This window comes from Salinicoccus sp. Marseille-QA3875 (assembly GCF_054950095.1).
This window is the reverse complement of the sequence record NZ_CM143103.1, coordinates 2,025,159-2,047,790: the sequence shown is the minus strand read 5'-3', so window position 1 is coordinate 2,047,790 and position 22,632 is coordinate 2,025,159. Positions and strand designations below refer to the sequence as shown.

At 44.3% G+C, this 22,632-nt stretch carries 21 protein-coding genes; 6 read left to right on the top strand and 15 right to left on the bottom strand.

Translation table 11 applies throughout. The features are described 5' to 3' along the window. Positions 1-79 precede the first annotated feature (79 nt). The 7 genes from ACY8DT_RS10460 to ACY8DT_RS10430 all read right to left on the bottom strand — a co-directional run bounded on the left by ACY8DT_RS10460 (position 80) and on the right by ACY8DT_RS10430 (position 8,898). Entirely contained in the window at positions 80-1,516 is a 1,437-nt protein-coding gene (locus ACY8DT_RS10460; protein WP_462420249.1) for an aldehyde dehydrogenase family protein, read from the bottom strand. Positions 1,517-1,562: 46 nt separating this feature from the next. After that, positions 1,563-2,477, bottom strand: a complete 915-nt coding sequence (locus ACY8DT_RS10455) for a dihydrodipicolinate synthase family protein (protein WP_462420248.1) — start codon at positions 2,475-2,477, stop codon at positions 1,563-1,565. Between the two features lie 168 nt (positions 2,478-2,645). Then, entirely contained in the window at positions 2,646-3,353 is a 708-nt protein-coding gene (locus ACY8DT_RS10450; RefSeq protein WP_462420247.1) for a FadR/GntR family transcriptional regulator, read from the bottom strand. Positions 3,354-3,512: 159 nt separating this feature from the next. Next, entirely contained in the window at positions 3,513-4,526 is a 1,014-nt protein-coding gene (locus ACY8DT_RS10445) for a mannonate dehydratase (protein WP_462420246.1), read from the bottom strand. Positions 4,527-4,562: 36 nt separating this feature from the next. Continuing rightward, positions 4,563-5,597, bottom strand: coding sequence for a tripartite tricarboxylate transporter substrate binding protein (locus ACY8DT_RS10440; RefSeq protein WP_462420245.1), 1,035 nt, complete (start codon positions 5,595-5,597; stop codon positions 4,563-4,565). A 990-nt stretch (positions 5,598-6,587) separates the two neighbouring features. Next, complete coding sequence (locus ACY8DT_RS10435; RefSeq protein WP_462420244.1) at positions 6,588-7,652, bottom strand: YkvI family membrane protein; 1,065 nt, start codon at positions 7,650-7,652, stop codon at positions 6,588-6,590. Positions 7,653-7,734: 82 nt separating this feature from the next. Next, positions 7,735-8,898, bottom strand: coding sequence for a Zn-dependent hydrolase (locus ACY8DT_RS10430; protein WP_462420243.1), 1,164 nt, complete (start codon positions 8,896-8,898; stop codon positions 7,735-7,737). A gap of 227 nt (positions 8,899-9,125) precedes the next feature. Here ACY8DT_RS10430 and ACY8DT_RS10425 point away from each other — a divergent pair, with 227 nt between their 5' ends. Further along, positions 9,126-10,229, top strand: coding sequence for a YkvI family membrane protein (locus tag ACY8DT_RS10425; RefSeq protein ID WP_462420242.1), 1,104 nt, complete (start codon positions 9,126-9,128; stop codon positions 10,227-10,229). Positions 10,230-10,510: 281 nt separating this feature from the next. On the opposite strand, the gene ACY8DT_RS10420 is transcribed toward ACY8DT_RS10425, so the two are convergent. Beyond that, the gene (locus tag ACY8DT_RS10420; RefSeq protein ID WP_462420241.1) at positions 10,511-10,807 is read right to left on the bottom strand and encodes a type II toxin-antitoxin system RelE family toxin; all 297 of its coding nucleotides are present in this window, start codon (positions 10,805-10,807) and stop codon (positions 10,511-10,513) included. Further along, positions 10,808-11,119 carry a type II toxin-antitoxin system Phd/YefM family antitoxin gene (locus ACY8DT_RS10415; protein ID WP_462420240.1) on the bottom strand — a complete coding sequence of 104 codons (312 nt, stop codon included), beginning with the start codon at positions 11,117-11,119 and terminating at the stop codon, positions 10,808-10,810. It abuts the gene before it with no gap. A gap of 166 nt (positions 11,120-11,285) precedes the next feature. Here ACY8DT_RS10415 and ACY8DT_RS10410 point away from each other — a divergent pair, with 166 nt between their 5' ends. The 3 genes from ACY8DT_RS10410 (at position 11,286) to ACY8DT_RS10400 (ending at position 12,992) form a co-directional block, all read left to right on the top strand. Next, entirely contained in the window at positions 11,286-11,636 is a 351-nt protein-coding gene (locus ACY8DT_RS10410; protein WP_462420239.1) for a DoxX family protein, read from the top strand. Positions 11,637-11,698: 62 nt separating this feature from the next. Continuing rightward, positions 11,699-12,025 carry a YrhK family protein gene (locus tag ACY8DT_RS10405; protein ID WP_462420238.1) on the top strand — a complete coding sequence of 109 codons (327 nt, stop codon included), beginning with the start codon at positions 11,699-11,701 and terminating at the stop codon, positions 12,023-12,025. A 100-nt stretch (positions 12,026-12,125) separates the two neighbouring features. Then, positions 12,126-12,992 (top strand): YsnF/AvaK domain-containing protein, encoded by an 867-nt coding sequence (locus tag ACY8DT_RS10400; protein WP_462420237.1) that lies wholly within the window; start codon positions 12,126-12,128, stop codon positions 12,990-12,992. A gap of 281 nt (positions 12,993-13,273) precedes the next feature. Here ACY8DT_RS10400 and ACY8DT_RS10395 read toward each other — a convergent pair whose 3' ends face one another. After that, a complete protein-coding gene (locus ACY8DT_RS10395; RefSeq protein WP_462420236.1) occupies positions 13,274-14,008 on the bottom strand; it encodes an MBL fold metallo-hydrolase in 735 nt (244 codons plus the stop codon). 275 nt (positions 14,009-14,283) lie between these two features. On the opposite strand from ACY8DT_RS10395, the gene ACY8DT_RS10390 reads away from it, so the two are divergent. Beyond that, a complete protein-coding gene (locus ACY8DT_RS10390; RefSeq protein WP_462420235.1) occupies positions 14,284-17,520 on the top strand; it encodes a DEAD/DEAH box helicase in 3,237 nt (1,078 codons plus the stop codon). A gap of 296 nt (positions 17,521-17,816) precedes the next feature. Then, positions 17,817-18,125: a hypothetical protein gene (locus tag ACY8DT_RS10385; protein ID WP_462420234.1), complete on the top strand. Its 309-nt coding sequence runs from the start codon at positions 17,817-17,819 to the stop codon at positions 18,123-18,125. A gap of 61 nt (positions 18,126-18,186) precedes the next feature. Here the strand turns inward: ACY8DT_RS10385 and ACY8DT_RS10380 are convergent, their stop codons facing one another. From ACY8DT_RS10380 to ACY8DT_RS10360, 5 genes are all read right to left on the bottom strand, one after another. Next, on the bottom strand, positions 18,187-18,453 hold the full coding sequence (locus tag ACY8DT_RS10380; RefSeq protein ID WP_462420233.1) for a type II toxin-antitoxin system RelE family toxin: 267 nt from the start codon (positions 18,451-18,453) through the stop codon (positions 18,187-18,189). 3 nt (positions 18,454-18,456) lie between these two features. Continuing rightward, on the bottom strand, positions 18,457-18,780 hold the full coding sequence (locus ACY8DT_RS10375; protein ID WP_462420232.1) for an AbrB/MazE/SpoVT family DNA-binding domain-containing protein: 324 nt from the start codon (positions 18,778-18,780) through the stop codon (positions 18,457-18,459). A 518-nt stretch (positions 18,781-19,298) separates the two neighbouring features. Beyond that, positions 19,299-20,528 carry a dihydrolipoamide acetyltransferase family protein gene (locus tag ACY8DT_RS10370; protein WP_462420231.1) on the bottom strand — a complete coding sequence of 410 codons (1,230 nt, stop codon included), beginning with the start codon at positions 20,526-20,528 and terminating at the stop codon, positions 19,299-19,301. An 18-nt stretch (positions 20,529-20,546) separates the two neighbouring features. Further along, on the bottom strand, positions 20,547-21,566 hold the full coding sequence (locus ACY8DT_RS10365; RefSeq protein ID WP_462422259.1) for an alpha-ketoacid dehydrogenase subunit beta: 1,020 nt from the start codon (positions 21,564-21,566) through the stop codon (positions 20,547-20,549). Positions 21,567-21,592: 26 nt separating this feature from the next. Then, complete coding sequence (locus tag ACY8DT_RS10360; protein ID WP_462420230.1) at positions 21,593-22,579, bottom strand: thiamine pyrophosphate-dependent dehydrogenase E1 component subunit alpha; 987 nt, start codon at positions 22,577-22,579, stop codon at positions 21,593-21,595. Positions 22,580-22,632: the final 53 nt, after the last annotated feature.

Genomic DNA, 22,632 nt, shown 5'->3' with positions numbered 1-22,632 from the left:
CTTATTTATCGTCGTTATTTTCCCAGCTGCTTTAAATTTCATCATCTTAAAGCAGCTGAGGAAAATCTACGTCTTTATATTATTGAAAGAACTTTATCGCGCAAGTTTTGGTGTTGGTATAGAAATCAAGTGCTGCCTGACCCTGCTCCCTTGAATTGGAGCTTGAATCTTTCAGTCCGCCAAATGGGGATTGATATTCAACACCTGCTGTCTCCTGATTGACTCTGACCATTCCCGCTTCACTGTCTGCTAAAAAGCTATGAGCATGTGTCAAGTTCTCTGTAAAGATCGCAGCGCTCAGACCAAATACCGTATCGTTTGCTAGCTCAATAGCTTCTTCATAATTTTTAACTTTGAGTAATGAAGCAACCGGTCCGAAAATCTCTTCCTTTACCAATGCATGATCTGAAGGTGCATCAGTAATGACTATTGGTGAAACATAGTATCCGTGTTTGTCTGACTCCACATTCTTTTCAGCAACGATATTGGCTTCGTCGCGTGCAAGTTTGATGTAGGAATTCACTTTATCAAATTGATCTTTTGAAGCGACTGGTCCCAGATAAGCATTTTCATCCAAAGCATTGTCCAATGTGATATCTTCCACACCTTTTTGAAGACGCTCGACAACTTCGTCATAAATACCTTCCTGTACAATAACACGGCTCGTTGCAGTACACTTCTGTCCCGCTGATTTAAATGCACCACTTAAAATAATAGGTATCGTCTTGTCCAAATTAGCATCATCCATGACTACAGCAACATTTTTTCCGCCCATTTCTGTTTGATACTTAATATTTCTTGCTGCACATGTTTTAGCGACATAACTGCCTGTATTTCCAGAACCTGTGAATGATACGCCATTAACATCTGCCTCTTCGAGCAATGTTTTACCGACTACGCTGCCCTTACCGACTACAAGATTCAAAACACCTGCCGGCAGTCCGGCTTCTTCGAATAACTCCACCATTTTTGTTGCAGTTAATGAGGCATTTCCTGCAGGTTTCCAGATAACAGCATTACCGCAAATTAATGCCGGAGCCATTTTCCAGATTGGAATCGCTACAGGGAAGTTCCATGGTGTAATCAAGCCGACCACCCCGAGCGGGATTTTTTGAGAATATTGAAGAACGTCTACATCACTCGCTGGAATTACATCACCGTTTGATCTGATTCCTTCTCCAGCATAGTAACGGAGTAAATGAATCCCGCGTGTCACTTCACCTTTCATTTCACCAATTTGTTTCCCCATTTCTTTACTGCCCAGTTCAGCCACTTCTTGAAGATTGTTCTCCAAAGCTTTTGCCATGTTATAAAGAATTTCAGCTTTTTGCGGTCCTGGTTTTCTAGCCCATTCTTTTTGTGCTTTTTTCGCTGCTTTTTCAGCATTTAAAACGTCTTCTTCAGTTCCTTCATTGATCACACCAATTTTTTCGCTTAAATCCGACGGATTAAATACATCTGCTGTTGATTTATTTGGTGTGCTCCATTCGCCACCTATAAAATTTCTTGTTTCCATTCAAACACTCCTAGCTATTTTTATTAATCAATATATTCATTAAAATCTATTTTGAAACGGGATCGAATTCCCAGCGTTTCATCAGATTATAAACACTTTCTTTGTCCTCTGAGTCCAGTGGTGCCACAGGTGCTCTCGTCGGACCTGCTTTCAATCCAATCAGTTCCATGGATTCTTTAATCACAACGACATTATTACCTGAATTATACTTTTCTCGCAGATCTTCAAATTCAACTATTTCATGCCATATTTTCATTGCCTTGGAATAATCATCATTTTGTAAGCTGTTCAGCATTTCAAATGATTTTTCCGGATAAACATTCACCAGACCGGATGTGAAACCGACAGCACCAGCCATGAAATAAAATGGTGCCCATTTTTCTGCTGTACCACAAATCATGGCAACTTTACTGTCCTCAGGAAGCATTTCTACAGCTTTCGCAAATCGCGGAAGGTCATTCACCGCATATTTAACACCAACAAAATTATCAAGATAAGCCAATTCAAGTAAAATTTCATCATCCAAATGTGAATCTTTAAAATAAATGACGGTTGGCATATCTACACCTTTAATTATTTCTTCAAAATAGTTTTTTGCACCTTCTGAAGTGATGTAGGGATGTACAGGCATATGAATCATTATTGCCTCTGCCCCATTTTTCTTAGCTTCCAGCCCCATATCGATAGCCGTTTTTACTGAATATCCGACACCGGCAACGACAATAGCTCTCTTTTTAACAATTTCTACAGTTCTTTTAGTTTCTTCGTTAGCCTCTTCAATTGATAATGCATAGAACTCACTTGTATTTCCGCAGGGAACAATCACTTCCAGGCCTTTATCAACCAGGTATTCAACATTATCCTCGACGCCCTGCCAATCTATTTCCTGATCATTATTAAACGGTGTAACAGTTATACCTGAAATCGTTTTCAGTTTCTCATAAAATTTAGATTTGTACATTTGCTTCCTCCCTTATTTCTATTTGTAATACAAATATAAAGTAAATCATTTATAAAGTCAACGTTATCTAATAATTCCGATGATTTATTATTATTAAATTGAAAATATTTGTTTTCAGCTTGATTTTTTGCATGAAAAAAACCAATCACTCTAATGTGATTGGTTAATTTATAGGTTTTCTTTATTTTCTAAAGTTGAAAGTATTTTTTCTCTGACAAAACTAAGGTGCTTGTACATACTTTCAAAAGCAGACATCGGGTCATGATTTTTTAAGGCCTGGTATATATCTCTATGGTGTTGTGCTGTTATATCAGGATCACGGTATGGAATGAGGCTGTCTGTTTTCTCGTGAGCGATAAGTAAAGAATCTATCATTCCTTCAACAACCGGATTATTTGCACTTTGAGCAATGATTCTATGGAATTTTTTATCCAATGATCCGTAGTTATTATCCGCACTTTCCTCTATCTGAGTGATTGTATCCTTCAACATCTGCAACTGATCCTCATCAATTTTTTCAGCAGCTATCGTTACAAGACCCAGTTCCAGTGTCATTCTGGCTTCAATAATTGCTGGTATATTATTGATTGATAAAGAAAGCATTGCCCTGAATGGGCTGTGTCCTATCTTTTCATTTATATATGTGCCGCCTCGTGGTCGTCTTTTGACTATTTCCAATGTTTCAAGCGAACTGAATGCTTCTCTTAAAACGGGTCTGCTGACATCAAAAACATCCATTAAAACTAATTCTGAAGGCAGTTTATCTCCAGGCTTCAATTCTCCGGACATCAACGAATGTATAAATTTTTCCAGCACCTGTTGCGAAAGAGTGTTTCTTTGGACCGAGTCAATTTTAAAATCCGACATACTTCTCATCCTATCTCACGGTAACTATATTTGTTTAATTGTTTTACTATAAAACATAGTATTTATACTAACTATAGCCATTTTTTTACTATTTTTCAACTCTTGAAAAAAAATGATACAGAAACCATCCAAGGCGCTGTATCATTTTCTTTATTATATCATCAAACATTATCTTCCTTTAAATTCTGTCAATGCTGTTAATAACGCCTTTATATATCCAATGGAATATGAAAAACCGAGGCTTGAATTTGTCCATCCAATATTTGAATTCGCCCATCTTTGATCCAAATCAGGGCTGTCGCCGGCAAATGTAGGCACATGATCAGGATTTAAACAACCGTCATATCCGACCTTGTCGAGCTCAAGCAGAATTTTAAACATATTTAAATCACCATCGTCAAGCAAGGCCTCTTCAAATGCGCCAGCAGTCGGAATGCTGCCCCTGACATTTCTGAAATGGACTAGAAAAATTCTGTCTTTCCTTCCAAAATGATTGATTTCATCAATCACAAGAGGAGACCCCCCTGCTTCTGCCCTGCTGCCTATACAGTATACAAAGCCCACATTTTCATTAGGAAAATCATCAATAATCCTATTCAAACCAATTCCACCAAAAGGAGAATCGGGATAAGGGGGATCTGAAGGATGCATAGCAATGTTTACATTCATATCTTGTGCAACAGGAACAATTTCTTTGTAAACACTCTGGAATCTGCTCCACCAATTCTCACTCTCTTCCAACGTGGGGGTAGAATTTTTATTTTTCATAAAACCAGCACTTTCTCCACGGGCGATTGCACCGCCTCTTTGAATCGCCTTATAATCTTGTGCCTGACCTTCAAATACGTCGCCTTCAAAACGCTGGCGGACAATTTTTATATTTGCTTCGCCAAATACTTTAACCGCGTTTATAGAATTCTGAAGTTGTATTTCAGCATTTTCTTCATTATTCATATAAGCAGATGTGATGTTAGGCAAAGTCACCCTGTTTATGTCCATGCCCCATGATCTGATCCGTTTCTGAAGCTTAAGCAGCTCATCAAGATCAGGATATCCCTGGGCATCGACACCTTTAAATCCATTACCGTTACCAAAATCAATACGATCTATCCCCAATTGGGACATCTGCTGTAAGTCCAGATCACTCAGTTCAGTTGTATTTACAGTTACAGAAACCTTCAATTAACTACACTCCTAAAAATACTATATTTAGTGAATTTACTGGTCAGAATTTTCATAAACTTCGCGATATTGCTCATCAATTTCCCCAAGTTTTTCAATTGTCTCATCACTATCAAGATAAGTCGGTGTTAACCAGCTATTCGAAATCTCTTCTTGGAACTCTTCATTTTCTACCACATTTTCAAGAGCTTCTGAGAACTTATCTACAACCTCTTGAGGTGTATCTTCTGAAAATGCCCAATAAAACACTTTATCAATAGACATGTCTACACCTTGTTCTTCAAATGTCGGAATATCCGGTGCGCCTTCCAGTCTTTCTTCAGCTATAACACCCAGCGATTCAAAATCACCAGCTTCCAAGTAGTCTTCCACTAAACCTAAAGATGTAGGAACGACATCAACTCTGCCTCCCAATAATGCTGTGATCTTTTCAGAAGCCCCGCCTGCATCGACAATATTCAAATCTACATCTGCCTTTTGTTCAAATTCCAATAATTGCAGGTGAGTCATCGCACCAATCTCGGTTGCAACATCAACTTCACCTGGATTTTCCTGTGCATATGCGATAAATGATTCTAAATCATCAAATTCCGCTTCACTGGATATCAAAAAAGTATTTGACTGATCTAAAATCCCCATCCCTGCATATTGGAAATCTTCATAAGTAATATCTGAAATACCATAGATATTATTTACCAGCATTGCATTATGATAAGTCAATACGCTGTGTCCATCGGACTCTTTTGATAAAAATTCATTGATAGCAGTCGTGCCCCCAGCACCACCTACGTTAGTAACAACAAGAGTTTCTCCAAGTTCTTCTTCAAGATATTTCGCTGTAATCCTGGTATTTAAATCCGTATCGCCACCTGCTCCTGCAGGAACAATGACTTCAATTGACTGCGTTGGATAATCAACTTCTTCTTCCTCATTGGATACTGTTTCACCATTAGCTTCATCTGATCCATCGTCCGATGCTTCTTCAGATCCATTGTCTGAACATGCAGCTAAAAATACTACAGTTAAAAGCATTAAAAATATTTTTGGAAATTCTAATTGTTTTGCAAACATCTTAACCCCTCCGTTTAATTGATAAAACAAGTTCATGAATCCACTATGTATGAATTCCTTTCAATTGAATCTAATTCCTTCAGAAAATTAAAGTGACGTAAGCGCTATCAAAAAATTTATGATTCATATCAAATATGACTTCATCCCCTTTAAAATATTTGAATATTTGGTGTTTATAATTGTAAGACAAATAATATGTATTGTCAATAACTTGTCTTGCTTTTTTATTATTTTTAATAAAAGAAAAAATATGTCTCTTTGTAAAACAACTGTAGTGATAATATAGTTTGATTCGTAGTTATAACCACTATTAGTATTATTTTGATAGATTAATTAAAAGGCGCTCTTATTCATGAAGTGTCTTACAGAAAGAAATTACAAAATTGCTTTCTGTCAAAGGGATTGCCGACACTACTGAAGATTATTATTTAAATGATGGTGAAAAAAATCACTGTAACTTGACCGCCTATTTATCAATGATGATGATAATACTGCAACTATGAAGCCTTCATTTTATGAAAATTATTACGAAGCAATAATGGTAGGCATCGCTCCTAGAAATGGGAAGATAATTGAACCTACATTATATAAAAATCCTGTCAGAACTGAGTTGGTGATTTGAAGAACGAAGACTTGTCACATAAACCCTTCTCAGGCTCAGCCGCCATCAAAGCTGATATGCAGGAGATACCCACTTCTATCATTAAGAAAGCTGATTATATTTCTGTGATTCTTATGACGCATTTTCAGAATGAGGTGAGATGAGTGTTGGAAGAGATTTAAGATATTCAGAAGAGAGGCTCCTGACTTAAAACAGATCATTAAAAATGGTGCATCAAAAGAAACCCAGGATCAATCTAGTATTTTCAAATCAGTAGGTATCACTATCTTTGATACATTTGCTGCAATACTTGTCTATGAGAAAATGAATAAATAATGTTGAAATAGCGACACTCTGTTTGAATGGAGTGTCGCTATTTATTATCGGCCCTATATTAAATTTTTCTTCGAGCGTCTGTTCATTAACCAGCGGATGGCTAGACCGAGGCCGATGAGGAGGCCGAGTATGCCGAATGCCGGGTAGACGATGCCGACGAGTTCGACGAATCCGACGAAGCTCAGGAAATACCCGATGACTGCTGCTGTGATGAGTATTGTGTAATACTTTTTCGTGTACGGTTCGCTGTATCGTTTCAGGAACGGATACATGACGCCGACGCCTGTGTTGTAGATGACGAGCAGCATGACGATCGACAGTGCCACCTGCAGCACCGGATGGATGTTCTGTGCGAGAACGAGTGTCGGCAGTGCAAGGTCGTTCACGATATCCATGTTGGATATGAGACCTGCGTTGATCATCAGCATGAGTATTGTAATGATCACGCCGCCGAGCAGTCCGCCGCGTGCGGCGGTATTATGATTCGATGAGTTTGCACCCATGATGGACAGGAAACTGAAGGCGGTCGCCAGTGTGAACCCGGCATACATCGCCCCGTCCAGGAACCACAATCCGCTTGGCGTACGGTCCGGACTCGCATACTCGTTCACCGTATCGAGCGGTACTTGCGGATTGAATATGTTGAACATCGCAATGATGATTACGACTGCGATTAAAAACGGTGTCACCACGCCGAGTGCCGAGACGATTTTATCGAAGTCGAGCATCAAAGTGACAACTACAAGAACTACCATGATCAGTGTGCCGAGCCAGTACGGTACGCCGAAACTTTCGTTGAACGCAGACCCTGCGCCCGCGAACATGATGACGGCAATGCCGTACAGGAAGAACACGAATAAGTAATCGATGATCGTCCCCGACACTTTGCCGAACATCGTAAATATCGGGGCTTTATGTGATTCCGCCTGAATGCGGTAACCGAATTTTGTTGCCTGTCTTCCGATGAATAAAACCATCAAACCTGATAATAATATGCCTAAATAACTGTAGAGGCCGTGGTTTGTAAAGAACTGGAGTATTTCCTGTCCAGTGGAGAACCCTGCTCCGACCACGACGCCGGTATAGGCAAACGCAATTTTCCAAGCTTCCCTGTTCAATTTTCAAAACCCCTCTTTTTACAAGATAAGACTTTATTATACCGATTTTTCTGATTAATGTTAAATCTGTATGGAAGGGATTTTATTCTGCCAGTAATTTTTTCACTGTGCCGAGCATCACTTCAGCCCCCGCTTCAATATCCTCCGTCGAAGAAAACTCTGCAGGATTGTGGCTGATGCCGTCTTTGCTCGGAATGAAGATCATGCCGGCGTTCATTCTTCTGGAAAGCGGGTTGGCGTCGTGGTTCGCCCCGCTTGTCATCACTTCAAAAGTGAAGTCTGATTCTTCTGCGGATGTTTTGATGTAGTCCATGATTTTCTCCGACATGTGCGCGGGTTCCTTCGCCGGATTTTCGATGATATCCACTGTATGATTGTCCTCAGCATATTTTCTGAATTCTTCTTTGATCTTGTTCAGCTGGTCCATATCGTCTCCTCTGAGGTCGACGGAGAACTCGACTCTGCCGGGAATGACATTGGATGACGCCGGGAATACTTCCAACTGGCCGACGGTGCCGACGTTCGGGTGGCCGTATGATTTCACGATGCGTTCGAATTCGGTCAGTATTTTAGCCGTGTGCATCAATGCGTCTTTCCGTTCCTCCATTCTGATCGTGCCGGCATGTCCCGCTTCACCGTGGACGGTAACATTCATGCGGTTCAGGCTTGCGATGGAACTTACGACACCGATATTCAGATTGTTGGTCTCAAGGTGCTTGCCCTGCTCGATATGGAGCTCGACGTAATCAGTGTAATCTTCATAGCCGATCGAGTCATCGACGGTGGCGACCGTCCTGTTCATTGCTGTAAGTCTGTCCTCAAAGCCCTCACTTCTGTCGATCAGATCTGTGAATACACTGCTGCCGATGAGTCCGATCTCTTCAGCGCGGAATGCGACGACGGTGACCGGTTTTGTTAATTCTACGTTTCCGTCAAGCAATGTCAGTGCAGCTTCGAGTGCTGTGACCACACCGAGGGCGCCGTCATATTTGCCGCCATCATTGACCGTATCCAGGTGTGAACCGATCAGTATCCCTTTCTTGTCTTCCGGTCCGATCGTCGCAAAACTGTTGCCGAACGCATCCTGACGTGTGCGGAAACCATACTCTTTGCTCTTTTTAATAAACCACGCATGAGCCTGATCTTCCAGCTCAGAAAACGCCGGTCTCGTCATTCCCTCACCATCTGCGGTGATCAGATTCACCTCATCGAGGTGGTTTGAAAGTCGTTTAGAATTTATTTTCATAGAAAATTCCCCTTCCCTTGATTTCACTAAATTGTATACGCTTTAATATTATCAGAATTCACTGGCAACTTTGACAGGTCACCTGCAAGTATGTTTACAATGATACTTGTGTTTCATTTTTCACATTTGAATGTATCTGGATGAAAACTTGTTCGATCCGTTTTTGGGGCAAACGTGATTATATTTTATAAGGACATTATAACAAAAATACATACGGAGATGATTTTTTGAGTTCTGATAACAGAAGCGCAATAAAAATAGGATTTGCCTACGTGGGTGTCGTACTCGGTGCGGGATTCTCAACGGGGCAGGAGATTTTACAGTTCTTCACCAACTTCGGCGCGATGAGTTACGCTGCAGTCATATTGTCAGCGGTCGTCATCATGTTCATCGGCAGGCAGGCGGCAAAGCTCGGCAACAGGTTGGATGCTGATTCGCATCTCGAGCCGACAAAACTTCTTTTCGGTGAAAAGCTCGGAGCAGCGGTCGACTACGTCCTTGTATTCTTTCTATACGGCGTAATGATCATCATGCTTGCCGGCGGCGGATCGGCATTCCAGGAAAGTTTCGGCGTCCCTGCATGGCTGGGATCTCTGATCATGGCAATCGCGGTGCTTATTACACTGACCCTCGACTTTGATAAAATCTTGGTCGCACTCGGCGCGGTGACACCGGCTTTGATTATCATCGTGATGATTATTGCGGTTATGAACATGACAAACCCGTCAGTGCCGCTTTCCGAAGTCGGCACGTATACGGACATCACCAAAACACCGACGGGCATATGGTGGCTGGAAGCCATCACTTACAGCGGCATCGTGCTCGCGATGGCGTTCAGCATCCTGTCCATCGTCGGCGCGCAGTCCACGATGAAAGTCGCTAAACGCGGCGGTTTATTCGGAGGGATCATACTGCTCGTACTGATGCTTCTGATGAACGGCGGTCTGTTGTCACAGATTAATGTGACTTCTACTGCCGAGCTGCCGACATTGGTGCTGGCAAGGGAGATCCATCCACTTCTCGCACTCGCACTGACGATTGTCATGCTGCTGATCATCTATAACACAGCAGTCGGCATGTTGTATCCGTTCCTGACGAGATTCTGGACACCTTACTCCAGACGCTATAAAGTCGCACTTGTCATCAGTGTGGTTGCCGGCTACTTCCTGAGCCTCGTCGGATTCGTGGACTTGGTAAACTTCTTCTACCCTATCCTCGGGTATTTGGGCATCGCGATTGCGGTACTGCTGACCGGCGTGTGGATATGGAGTAAAGTGACGGGCAAAAGAGTCAAGAAGCCGAAAGTAGTCGTGAAAGAAGAACAGATATAAGATTGAATTGGAGCCACCGGAAATCGGATGATTTTTGGTGGTTTTTCTGTGGGTTATTCTTCTCTGCCCCGACATCGTTTTTGCGCCATGTCGGGGGAACGCCCCTGCCGCGACATCGTTTTTGCGCCATGTCGGGGGAAGGCCGCTGCCCCGACATCGTTTTTGCGCCATGTCGGGAGAATGCTGCTGCCCCGACATCGTTTTCGCGCCATGTCGGGGCCCCTGCGTTATTTATACTTAATGACGGAAAAATTCCCAGACGTCAATTAATCGTCCGGGAATTATCCTTTTAATCTTTTAATCGCATTATTGTAAACTTCACTATTTGAACGTTTACCCATCGCTGCTATTTCAATTATTTCTATCTTATTATCAATTTGACGAAAAACGATACGGAGACCGTGTTTTTTATTTTTCAACTTTCGGCAATTTTTCAAATCACCTTTTAGTGGCTGGCCCGCTTCCATACCTCTTTCCTTAATTCGTTGAAATGCTTTATCAACGAATACTCTTTCGTTTCCATCCAGACTTCTCTCTTCTTTTAAAGAGTGTTCTGTAAACTGTAGTTCATATACCATTTACTCCCACCCGTCATTCTCATCATATGCGACAGAATCTAAGCGATTGCCCAACGCCTCTTTTTCAGTATAAGTTTTATAGTCTGATTCTGCTAAACGCTCTCTAATGACATATTCTTCAAGACTGTCCTGGAGCATTTCGATTTTATTATACATTGCTTCATATTGGTCCGTTGTCATCACGACACCATAAGGCTTATTATTTTTAAACACATATACACCGGATTTAGATTCTTTTGCTTTGTCAAAGGCGGCGCTCGGGGACTGTTTCATTTCAGTTATATTAGTGTGTGGTACATCCAATATTTTCATTTTTATCCCTCCATATATATGTACTTTATTATATCATAAAAAAAGACTTAATATAGTACTTAATTCAGTATTTATCATCATACATTTATAGCAGACCATCGGGGATAATTGTAATTACTGTCCTGCAGTAATATACTTGTAGAGAAAAATATGGGAGTGAATAATAATGAAGAGAATATTTATGGGTGCCCTCTTCACCACTGCAGGCACCGCCCACTTTATGGCATCGGGCAGATTCGCGAAAATCATACCGGGGTTTATTCCGTTCAAGAAGTTCTTAGCACTGTTCACCGGCCTATTGGAATTGATCTTCGGAATGCTGCTGCTGACGAACAAATTTAAAAACTGGCAGCTGAGCGGCATTCAGGCGTTTCTCTGGGCAGTCTTCCCGGCAAACATCTACATGCTGACCCACCGAGATAAACTCGGTCTCCAATACATTCCGAAGTGGGCACTGACCTTGAGACTGCCGCTGCAATGGCCGATGGCGAAAATGCTCGGGCAGATCAAGAAATGAATGAGTGTCACATCAACCGGGTAATTGTACAGTATATGACTTCCTAAAGGGAGATGAAAAAATTGCCGAAGGTTAAAAGAGATAAAAATTATTTTGAGTTTGATATAGGCAAGTTTGGAATCTTTTTCAATAAACGCTATCAACTGCTTGCGATCATCAATGATTTGATGCTCGGGATATGGTTCACGATCGGCAGTGTGCTATTTTTATTCAGCCAGACTCAGACTATAGGGACGATTTTATTTATACTCGGCAGTGCCCAGCTGCTCGGCAGACCGATTTTAAAACTGCTTCATGCATTTTTTATTAGAAAAGAATCAGGGAAGCAGCTGGAAGAATATCCATCTGACGTCATAGAAGAAATTCAGGAGAATAGAAAGCAGGGATGACTGATGATGGTTATCCCTGCTTTTTTACTGCGTGGTTTATACCCGCTTAGATGGGGAATACATACATTGATATATGTAAATAGAGACGGAGGCTGAAATTATGGGCAGGATTGAATCATTTTCGACTGAAAACGTACTGATGGACAGAATAGAACAATTGAAATCGGATGGCTTGGAAGAATCCCGCATGACGGTAATTTCCGGTTATGGTCTGCCGGATACCCAGGAGAGATTTGTCGGTGTAAAGCAGAAAAGGACGGACAGAGATCCGTGGGACGGCATCGTCGCCTGGTTCCAGGGTGAAGACAGGGAGGTAGAGGTGATGAGTACTCTCGAACTCACCACTTTGGAAAAGGAAGAATATAAAACACAGCTCTATGAGGGACTGTTGCTGCTTTACATCGATTATGACGAGCGTTCCTTCTACAGATTCACGAACCCTGAAGATGAATACAGCTATAAGGATCAGAAACATCCGCGCCGACGCACGAATCTCGACCATACCGTACGGAATGATTGGGCCGATACGCCTGAGATTAGAAGCGCGGAAAACACCGAGGAAGAAAGTTTTAATCTGAGAAAAGAAGAGCTGTCGGTAGACAAAGAAAAGAAACAGGTCGGCGAAGTCATTGTCAATAAATTTACTGAATCCGAAGTTCAGGATTTTGACGTCCCTGTCGACCATGAACATGTCACCGTCGAAAGACGCAAGCTCGAAGACGAGCCGCTCTTTGAAACATACAGCCATGATGATTCAGATGACGAAGAAGGCGTCATGCGCATTCCGATCACAAAAGAGCGGATCAAAATCGTCAAGGAACAAGTCGTAACCGAAGAAATCATCGTCAAGAAAAAGATAGTTACTGATAATAAACACATCTCCGAAGTTGTGAAACATGAAGATATCAATGTGATTGAGAGAAAAGATGAAGATGATGAAGAGCGGAGATTAGAAAAGCCGTTTTAAATGAAAAATGAAGTGGAATATAGATGCCCGGACGACTTTTGAATGTTGTCCGGGTATGTCTAATGGTCACTGGTGCAGCTGATTGACCAGAAAAAGTAAGTTGCCGGTCACTGAGAGTTCCGAGTGACCAGATAAAGTGAGTTGCAAGTCACTGAGAGTTGTGAGTGACCGGATAAAGTGGATTGCCGGTCACTGAGTGTTGTGAGTGACTGGATAAAGTGGATTGTCGGTCACTGAGAGCTGTGAGTGACCAGCAATCCACTTTTTAACTTAATATACCGCTATATCTCTATCTCCATACCGGTTTCCGCCAGCACCGCTTCTTCAATCCCTGCTGACTTGACCGTCTGAAGGAGTTCCTGCAAATCGCCGTAATGCGGCAGGTGGGACAGTACCACTTTTTTCGCTCCAGATTTTTCTGCGAGCAGCGCAGCTTCTTCAGCATTCATATGGCCGAGGCTTTCTGCGTCTTCTCCTTCGTAGTGGCTGCATTCGGTGATCAGTACATCGGCATTTTGCGCGAAACGGGCGAGGCTCTCCTCATAACTTGTGTCTGCAGTATAGACAAGTATCTGCCCTTCGTCATCCATAATTTTCATGGCGTATGTTTCCACCGGGTGGGTATTTTTATGGAAAGTCACAGTAAACGGCCCGATTTTGATTTTGCTCGTTTCATCATATGGATGGAACGTATTGAACTCGGTTTCTGCCACCTGCCCCGCAACGTCCTCATCTGCGGGGCCGTAAATGTTCAGATGCTTTTTTGTTCCGCCGATGTATGTGCCGATCATCCGTCCGAACATGAACGCACCGAGATCAACCGAATGGTCGTAATGATAATGGGAAATAAAAAGATGATGCAGTTTATTCAGCTCGATATAATTCTGGACGTGTGCCGCAACGCCGCTTCCGGCATCCAGCAGGATCGCAAATCCGTCTTTTTCGACGAGATAGCCCGACGTCGGTTCATTCTTCTTCGGGAACCCGCCCCACATACCTACTATTGTACATATCATAGAAGACACCCCAATGTTTTAAAGTTAATTCCATTATATACTTTTATCCATTTGCCAGTCTAACTTCAACCACACTAATAAACCCCCAATCTACTAAAGATAGATTGGGGGTTTGGTGATACTATGGAATTGATTCTTGTGATATCTATAATATCCCCAAGACTAAAAAATAACAATCCTCATCCTCTATTATATGAAGAAACACAGAAGTCCGGTATAATTGACTGGATGAAGACATTTATTTTATGAGAATATTCAAAGACGGAGTGTTAAAGATGCAAGTGACTGAGAAATTCATCCGCTACTTACACAATGAGACGATTTATAACAGAGGCAGAGCATACTATCTGGACGGGAAAGTGAAGAAGATTGAGCATGAGCCTGAAACGGATACATGGACCGGCAAAGTCATCGGAACTAAAATTTACCGGACGCGCATCATCATCCATTCGACTTATGTATCGGAATACTGTAACTGTCCGGCCTATTACACATACGGCAGGTGTAAACACACGTGCGCAACACTTTTTGCGATTTCGAGTGCCCAGCAGGCGGAGATGGGAAGTCCTCCGTCCCGCCCTGTTGAAAATAAAATCCCTGACAGCTCGAGATACAATTACGCATCACATCTGATCCGCTTCTTTGGTGAAAGCGCGCAAGAGGCGCAGACCGCCCCTTCCGGCGGTAAGGGACTGCTCAAAACTGAATTTACGCTCCGCACGTTCATGCCTGGTTTTTATTTCCGGATGAAGGAATCGTTCAATATTCAGATGAGAATCGGCGAAGAGCGGCTGTATGTGGTGAGGGATATCCGCGATTTTTTGGATGCGGTTGAGCGTAATGACGCGCTCATGTTCGGGAAGAATTTCACTTTCGACCCGGAATTCCATTATTTTTCTGATGAGGACCGGGCGGTGATCGATAAGCTGCTTGAAATCAGACGGACGGAAAATTTCTATGACAACAGCGTGGACTACATGCCTGCCCGTAAAAAAGGCAAGGAACTGCTGATTCCGTCTTACGCCGCGGACGATCTGATTACGGATCTCCAGCATGTCAACTGCCGGTTTGAAAATGAAAATTTTAAATATAAAGAACTCGTCGTCAGCACTGACAGCCTGCCTTTTTCCTTTTCATTGGAAGAAGGCGATACGGATGAATATCATCTCAAGATTACCGGCCACTCAGGCGGTTTCCATTATGAAACATACGGCTGGTACGCTGAAGAGGGTGTGCTGTATAAACTGACACCGGACCAGAACGAAGCGCTCAAACCCTTCACCGAGTATTTGGAAGAAGGGACATCGCCGGACATTCCGATATCTGCGCACCAGATGGGACCGTTCGTTTCAAGCACACTGCCGAAAATCGAACAGATCAGCGATGTCACACTGTCAGAGGCGGTGACGGATAATGTCATCAATCCTGAACTTGATGCAAAGATCTATGTCGACGGCACGGACTACAGTGTCGAACTCCGCCTTGAATATCATTATGGGCAGGTCATCATCAATCCGTTTGATAACACTGAGAAAGTCAATGTCCCTTTCGGTAAAATACTGATCCGGGATGACGCGCGTGAACAGGCCATCATGTCCGTTCTTGAAAACTCCGACCTGAAAGTGGCGGGTGAACGGCTGTATGCAGATACCGAAGACGGACTGTTCGAATTTCTGCATGACACACTGCCGCTGCTTGAAAACTATGCAGACATCTATCTCGCCCCGTCCGTAAAATCGATGATTCTGCCGGCGGCGCCGAAAGGCGAAGTGTCGGTCAATGCACCGGAAAGCGGCAATTTCCTCGAAGTGAGCTTCAATTTGGAAGGCATCAACCAGGACGAGATTTCACGCGTCCTTCAGGCGGTCGTCGAGAAGAAGCGGTATATCCGTCTGCCAAGCGGTGCGTTCGTTTCACTCGAGGACGAGGCGCTCGGTGAGATGGCGGATATGCATCATCAGCTTGAGGACAAAGCGGCAGGTGAAGCGGACGGCATGATGACGCTGCCGCTCTACCACGGCATGCTTGTCGATGAACAGATGAAGGATCTTGATTTCCAAGTGACCGATTTCAGTGAAAATTTCAGAGAATTTATCGATTCCATCCGTCAGCCGGAAGAGAGAGAGATAGAGCTGCCGGCAGGACTTGAAGCGGACTTGAGGGAATATCAGGAGACCGGATTCAAGTGGATGAAGGCATTATCAGAATACGGGCTCGGCGGCATTCTCGCAGATGATATGGGGCTCGGCAAGACGATCCAGTGCATCACTTATATATTGTCCGAAATCGAAGATGGCGCCGATGCGCCTTTCCTGATTGTTGCGCCCGCCTCCCTCGTCTACAACTGGAAAAATGAATTCCATAAATTTGCACCGGGCTTGAAGGTCGCGGTGGCTGCAGGCAGTAAAAAAGAACGCCGGGAAGTTTTGGAATCGGATGTGACACCCGACGTCTACATTACGTCATACCATACACTGCGCCAGGACATCAAATGGTATACCGGACAGATGTTCCATACACTGATTCTTGATGAAGCCCAGGCGATCAAGAACTACAGGACAAAAATTGCCCAGTCCGTCAGACTGATTACGGCACCGAAACGATTCGCACTATCCGGTACACCGGTCGAGAACTCGATGGATGAACTGTGGGCAGTGTTCCAGGCCGTCATGCCGGGGTTTCTATTCGACCAGAAGACGTTCCGCAACCAGGAACCGGAGACGATCGCAAGATTGGTCAAGCCCTTTATTTTAAGAAGGCTGAAGGAAGATGTTCTGACGGAGCTGCCGGACCGGATCGAGACGGTGCATTATTCAGAGATGAATCAGTCGCAGAAAAAGCTGTATCTTGCCTATTTGAATAAAATTCAGAGTGAGGCGGCGGAGTCGCTTGCGACCGAGGGGCTGAATAAGGGCCGCTTGAAAATTTTGGCGGGGCTCACGCGCCTCAGACAGCTTTGCTGCCACCCTTCCCTCTTCATCGATGATTATTCGGGGGCGTCGGGCAAGCTTGAAGCACTGTTTGAAATCATTGAAAATGCGCGGGAGAACGGCCAGCGTATGCTGATATTTTCACAGTTCCCAAGCATGCTGAGAATTATTCGTGAAAAACTGGAAGCGTCCGGACGCAGCAGTTACTACCTGGACGGCCAGACACCTGGCGCCGAACGGGTGCGTCTGGTCGAGGCGTTCAACGAAGGCGCAGAGGATATTTTCCTGATTTCGCTGAAAGCCGGCGGAACGGGGCTGAATCTGACCGGTGCAGATACCGTCGTACTTTACGACCTCTGGTGGAACCCGGCGATTGAAGAACAGGCCATCGGCCGCGCCCACCGCATGGGCCAGAAAAATGTCGTGCAGGTCATCCGCATGATCGCCCAGGGGACGATCGAAGAGAAGATCAACGAGATGCAGAAGCAGAAGAAAGAAATGATCGACTCCATCATCCAGCCAGGCGAAGCCAAGCTCTCCTCCATGTCAGAAGAAGACATCAGGGAAATACTGTCGATCTAGAGGTGTTGGTGGTTGTACGTCTGGCGTCAGAATCGCACGAAATCACGGGAATGTACCTCGTTCATGTGGGGATCGTGATGCCGGATTCGTAAGCTTTGTGCTATTGTAATTCAGGCTTACGAAATTAGATATTAAAATTATATGACATCACAAGCAGAACCGACCTCACCAGTCATGGCAGGTCGGTATTTTTATGTCCAAAATCCGAATTTTACAGATTTGGAGTTTATTTACAAATGTTGAAAGAAGTCCTCTGTTATCATTAAACTGAGTAAGCATTTATGCAGGAGGCAACTATGGGCAGAATTGAAGTATATGAGACGGAAGCGGCGCTGATTGACAGCATCGTGGCCAAGAAAGATGAAGGATTAAAAGAGGAACAGATGACGGTGATCGCCAATTCCAGTTTGGACAAAACCATCTCACAGTTTAAACACATCGAAAATAAAAGTGCCGACCTCGGCCCGTTGGCTAAATTCATTTCCATCTTCTCAACGACAAGCCGCGAGGAAAAGCTGATGGACGCACTCGACCTTACGGATGATGAGAAGAATATTCACAGGAAATCTTTGGAAGATAATAAACTGCTGCTTTATATCGAATGAAATAAAAATCGAACCCCCAATCCACTTTTTTTGCAGATCGGGGGTTATTTTTATTAGTAAATCAGGTATTTTTTAAAGTTCTATCATGATGTCCGCAATTCCTTAAAACAATTGTGTCAGTTTTTTCAAAGTGAAAAGTAATGCGTATATCCATATTGGCACCTGCTTCAAATATGTAATCCCATCCCTCCATTTTTTTCATACGGAGAGAGGGATGTTTGAAGTCAGTGACCAAAAAGCGCAGCGCTTTTTTTATAGCTTTTTGTGCCTGCGGATCAAGTTTTGTAAAGTTGGTATCAAAACGTGCTGTCCTTTGCAAATTCATCATCTTTTAGTCCTTGGAAATCTTATCTAAATCACTTAAAGTATCTTCTAAGTTTTTAGCTTCCGATAACTTCCCGTCTTTAATTTGCTGCTCGACTTCCCGCTCTTCCTTTTGCCACTGTTCCGACCAAAACCAGGCTTGGTCTTTGGGGATTGATATTGTTGGTACCAGAACGATTTTCCCATCTTCCAGACGGCATTGTAAATCGTCACCTTCCTTAAGGTCTAACGCTTCTACAATTTTACTCGGTACTGTAACTTGAGACTTCTTTTTAAACCTCACATGCTCAGGTTTTAAAGCCTCATTGTCTTTTTTCTGTGTTTGATTCACAATCCAGCCCCCTATAAAATCCTATTTTTCGAACTGTTCTAAAGTTAAACTTTCTAACTTATTATACCATATTAATAAAATGTCGCCTAATTTCAATCATTTTTATAGCTGGACTATTCAGCAGATTTTTAACGAAGGCTCATTCTCTCTAATTAACTTAAATCTCTTTTTTTAAATATTTAACATAGCTTTAATAACAACTTCCACAGCCCTGACGCTGGCCAGCATGTGTTGGACCGCTATCACATGTTCGCGGTGCTGGCCAGCATGTGTTAACCCACTATCACATGTTCGTGGCGCTGGCCAGCATGTGTTAAACCGTTATCACACGTTCGCGGCGCTGGCCAGCATATGTTAAACCACTATCACATGTTCGTGGCGCTGGCCAACATGTGTTGGAGCGCTATCACATGTTCGCGGCGCTGGCCAGCTGCTCAGAAAAGAGGCGCACTCACAACAAACCGCAATCCGAAGATTGCGGTTCCTGACTTTCATATTTTTTAACTTAACCCCTTACCCTAATAAGCAAGCAGCAATCCCGGTTCTTCCAATAACCGCTTCAGTTCGTTCATTGCTTCCTGGGCCATGACGCCGTCCAAGACTCTGTGGTCATAGCTTAAAGACAATGCCATTCTCGGCTGGATTTCAATATCGTCATCGTCTGTCGCAACAACTTTTTTCTCGATTCTGCCGATGCCTAAAATGGATGACTGCGGCGGATTGATGATCGGTGTGAAGAACGCACCTTTCGCCGATCCGACATTTGAAATCGTCGCTGTGCCGCCAGTCATATCATCCGTGCTAATATTGCCGTTTCGGGCTTTATTCGCAAGGTCCTGGAGTTCTTTCGCGATCTGGAACAGCGATTGTCTATCTGCATTTCTCACGACAGGCACGAGAAGTCCCTGATCCGTATCTGCCGCAAAACCGATATGGTAGTGTTCCTTCAATATGATTTCCTCACTGTCTTCATCAAAGCTTGCATTGAGATATGGATAGTTGTAAAGCACATTGGTGAATGCTTTGACGGCGAACGCCATATATGTGAGCTTGACTTCTTCAATTTCAAAATCCTTTTTCAGCATTTCCCGGAGTTCTACGAGCTTTTCAACATTCGCCTCATCAAAATGGGTGACATGCGGAATCGTCCGTGCCGACTGTGTCATCGTTCTTACGACCACTTTTCTTATGCCGGTCAGCGGCACCCGCTTCTCCGCATCTTTCGTGCCGTAGTCATTCTGTCCATCGCTAATGTATGACTGGGTGGCATTATCGATCATCAGGTCGTTATCCCGGGCATATTTTCTGACGGAAGGTGTTGATAAAACTCGTCGGCGAGGTTTCTCCTCCTGCGACTCTGCTCCGTCACTTTCCGCAAACATCCGCACGTCTTCTTCGGTCACTTTGCCGTCTGACCTTTCAGGTTTTACCAATTTCCAATCGACACCCAGCTCTTTGGCTATCTTTTTCACTCTCGGTGCCGCTTTTTTATTGTCATCGGATGCCTTCTGCCCGCTCTCTAAAACTGCCAACACTTCATCGACTGTTACAGTATCTCCACGCTTCTTGACGATTTCCTTGATGACGCCGGACGCCGGTGCCTCTACTTCGCTCACTGCCTTTTCCGTCTGCACCTCGACAAGTACGTCACCTTTTTCGACCGGGTCACCTTCTGACACCTGCCAGAAAGTGATCAGGCTCTCATCCAATTTCTCGGATTGCCGGGGTAATTTTATTTCCATTGCCACGATGATTCCCCTCCTCGATTATTCATCCATCAACTTAAGTGCTGCTTTGACAATTTTATCTGTCGTCGGTATCACATACTGCTCCATCGGACGGCTGTATGGAATCGGCACGTCCGGCAGCGCAAGTCTTTTCACCGGCGCTTCCAAGTCGAATAAACCCTCTTCGGCAACGATAGCGGCAATTTCAGCCGACACGCCGAATGATTTGTAGTCTTCATCCACGATCAATAGACGACCGGTCTTCTTAAGGGATTTCAAAATCGTAACTTTATCGAGCGGGACGATGGAACGGAGATCGATCAGCTCGGCATCCACGCCCTGCTCTTTCAGTTCCTTGACCGCGCCCATACCGTAATGCGTCGTCATCTGCATTCCGACAATCGTTAGATCGGTGCCCTCTTCAACGACATTCGCCTTGCCGAGCGGCACCGTATAGGATTCTTCAGGCACATGGCCCTGGGACGTATCCAGCTGTTCCATCCAGCCAAGTCCCTGCAGCGTCTTATGGAACATGAACACCACCGGATTATCGTCGCGGATGGCTGAAATCATCATCCCTTTCAAATCATACGGGGTTGTCGGTGCCACCACTTTCATACCGGGCAGATGGCCGAACGTCGCATACAGTGTCTGGGAATGCTGCGCGGCATCATTATATCCGCCCCCGACTCCAGTCATCAGCACCATCGGCACTTTCACATTGCCGCCGGACATATATGGAATCTTCGCCATCTGGTTATAGATCTGGTCCATTGCGACCCCGAAAAAGTCTACGAACATCAGCTCGGCAATTGGCCGCATGCCTTCAGTCGCCGCGCCGACCGCCGCACCGATCAGTGCCGTTTCCGAAATCGGCGTGTCCATGATCCGCTCCGGTCCGAATTCATCAAGCAATCCTTCCGTCGAACCGAAAATACCGCCGTATGCTCCGATGTCTTCCCCGAGCACAAACACATCTTCATTATCCTTCATCTCTGAACGAATTGCCTCAGCCATCGCTTTGTTACCCGTCAATAAACGTTTCTTCACTTCCTGCATTGTCATTTGCTCCCTTCAAATATTATTTATACGAATACATCTTCTAAAGCAGCCGTCTCGTCAGGGTAATCGCTGTCCCTTGCGAACTGGTACGCTTCGTCCACTTCTGCGGCCGCTTTCTTTTCGATGTCGGCAATTTCGTTTTCATCAAAGCCATGATCTTTTATTAACACATCCCGGTACATATTGACCTGGTCTTTCGCTCTCAGTTCCTTCACTTCATCTTCCGGACGGTACTGTTCAGCGTCGCCCTGGAAATGCCCGAGATAACGATACGTTTCAATCTCGATGATCGATGGTCCTTCGCCTGCCCTCGCACGGTCCACCGCCTCTTTCGACACTCTATACATTTCAAGCAGATCATTATCCTTTACATAGTAGCCTTCAATGCCGTATGCACCTGCCCTGAGGTCATTCGATGCAACAGACGTTGAATCATCCCTAGCGACAGAAATACCGTACTTGTTGTTTTCAACGACGACGATGACGGGCAGATTCCACAGTGCCGCAAGGTTCAATGACTCGTGGAACGACCCCTGGTTCGCTGCACCCTCACCGATGTAGGCGACCGCAACAGAATCCTTGCCCCGCTTCTTCGCAGCAAGCGCGCCGCCCACTGCATGCGGAATACCGGCACCGACAATGCCGCTGCATGAAAAATGGACGTTCGGATCAAACAGATGCATATGTCCGCCCTTCCCTTTACTGAGACCGGTGACTTTGCCGAAAATTTCAGCAGTCATGCGGTTCAGATCGATGCCTTTCGCGATCGCATGATGATGCGGCCTGTGCGGTGCCGTCACAATATCATCCTGACGCAGGTGTACGCTGATACCCACCGCCGCTGGTTCCTGACCGGTCGACAGATGCATTTCCCCGGGCACAGTCCCTGCACCGATATTGAACACAGGCTGTTTTCCTTCCATATATACCTCTTCCAGCTTATCCTCGTAATAGCGGATCTTGTACATGTGCGCATACATCCAATGTAATTCTTCTGTCGAAATTGACATCTTACTTCCTCCTTATTTAAAGTGTGCTGACTGGCGGGAAGCTTTGGCAACAT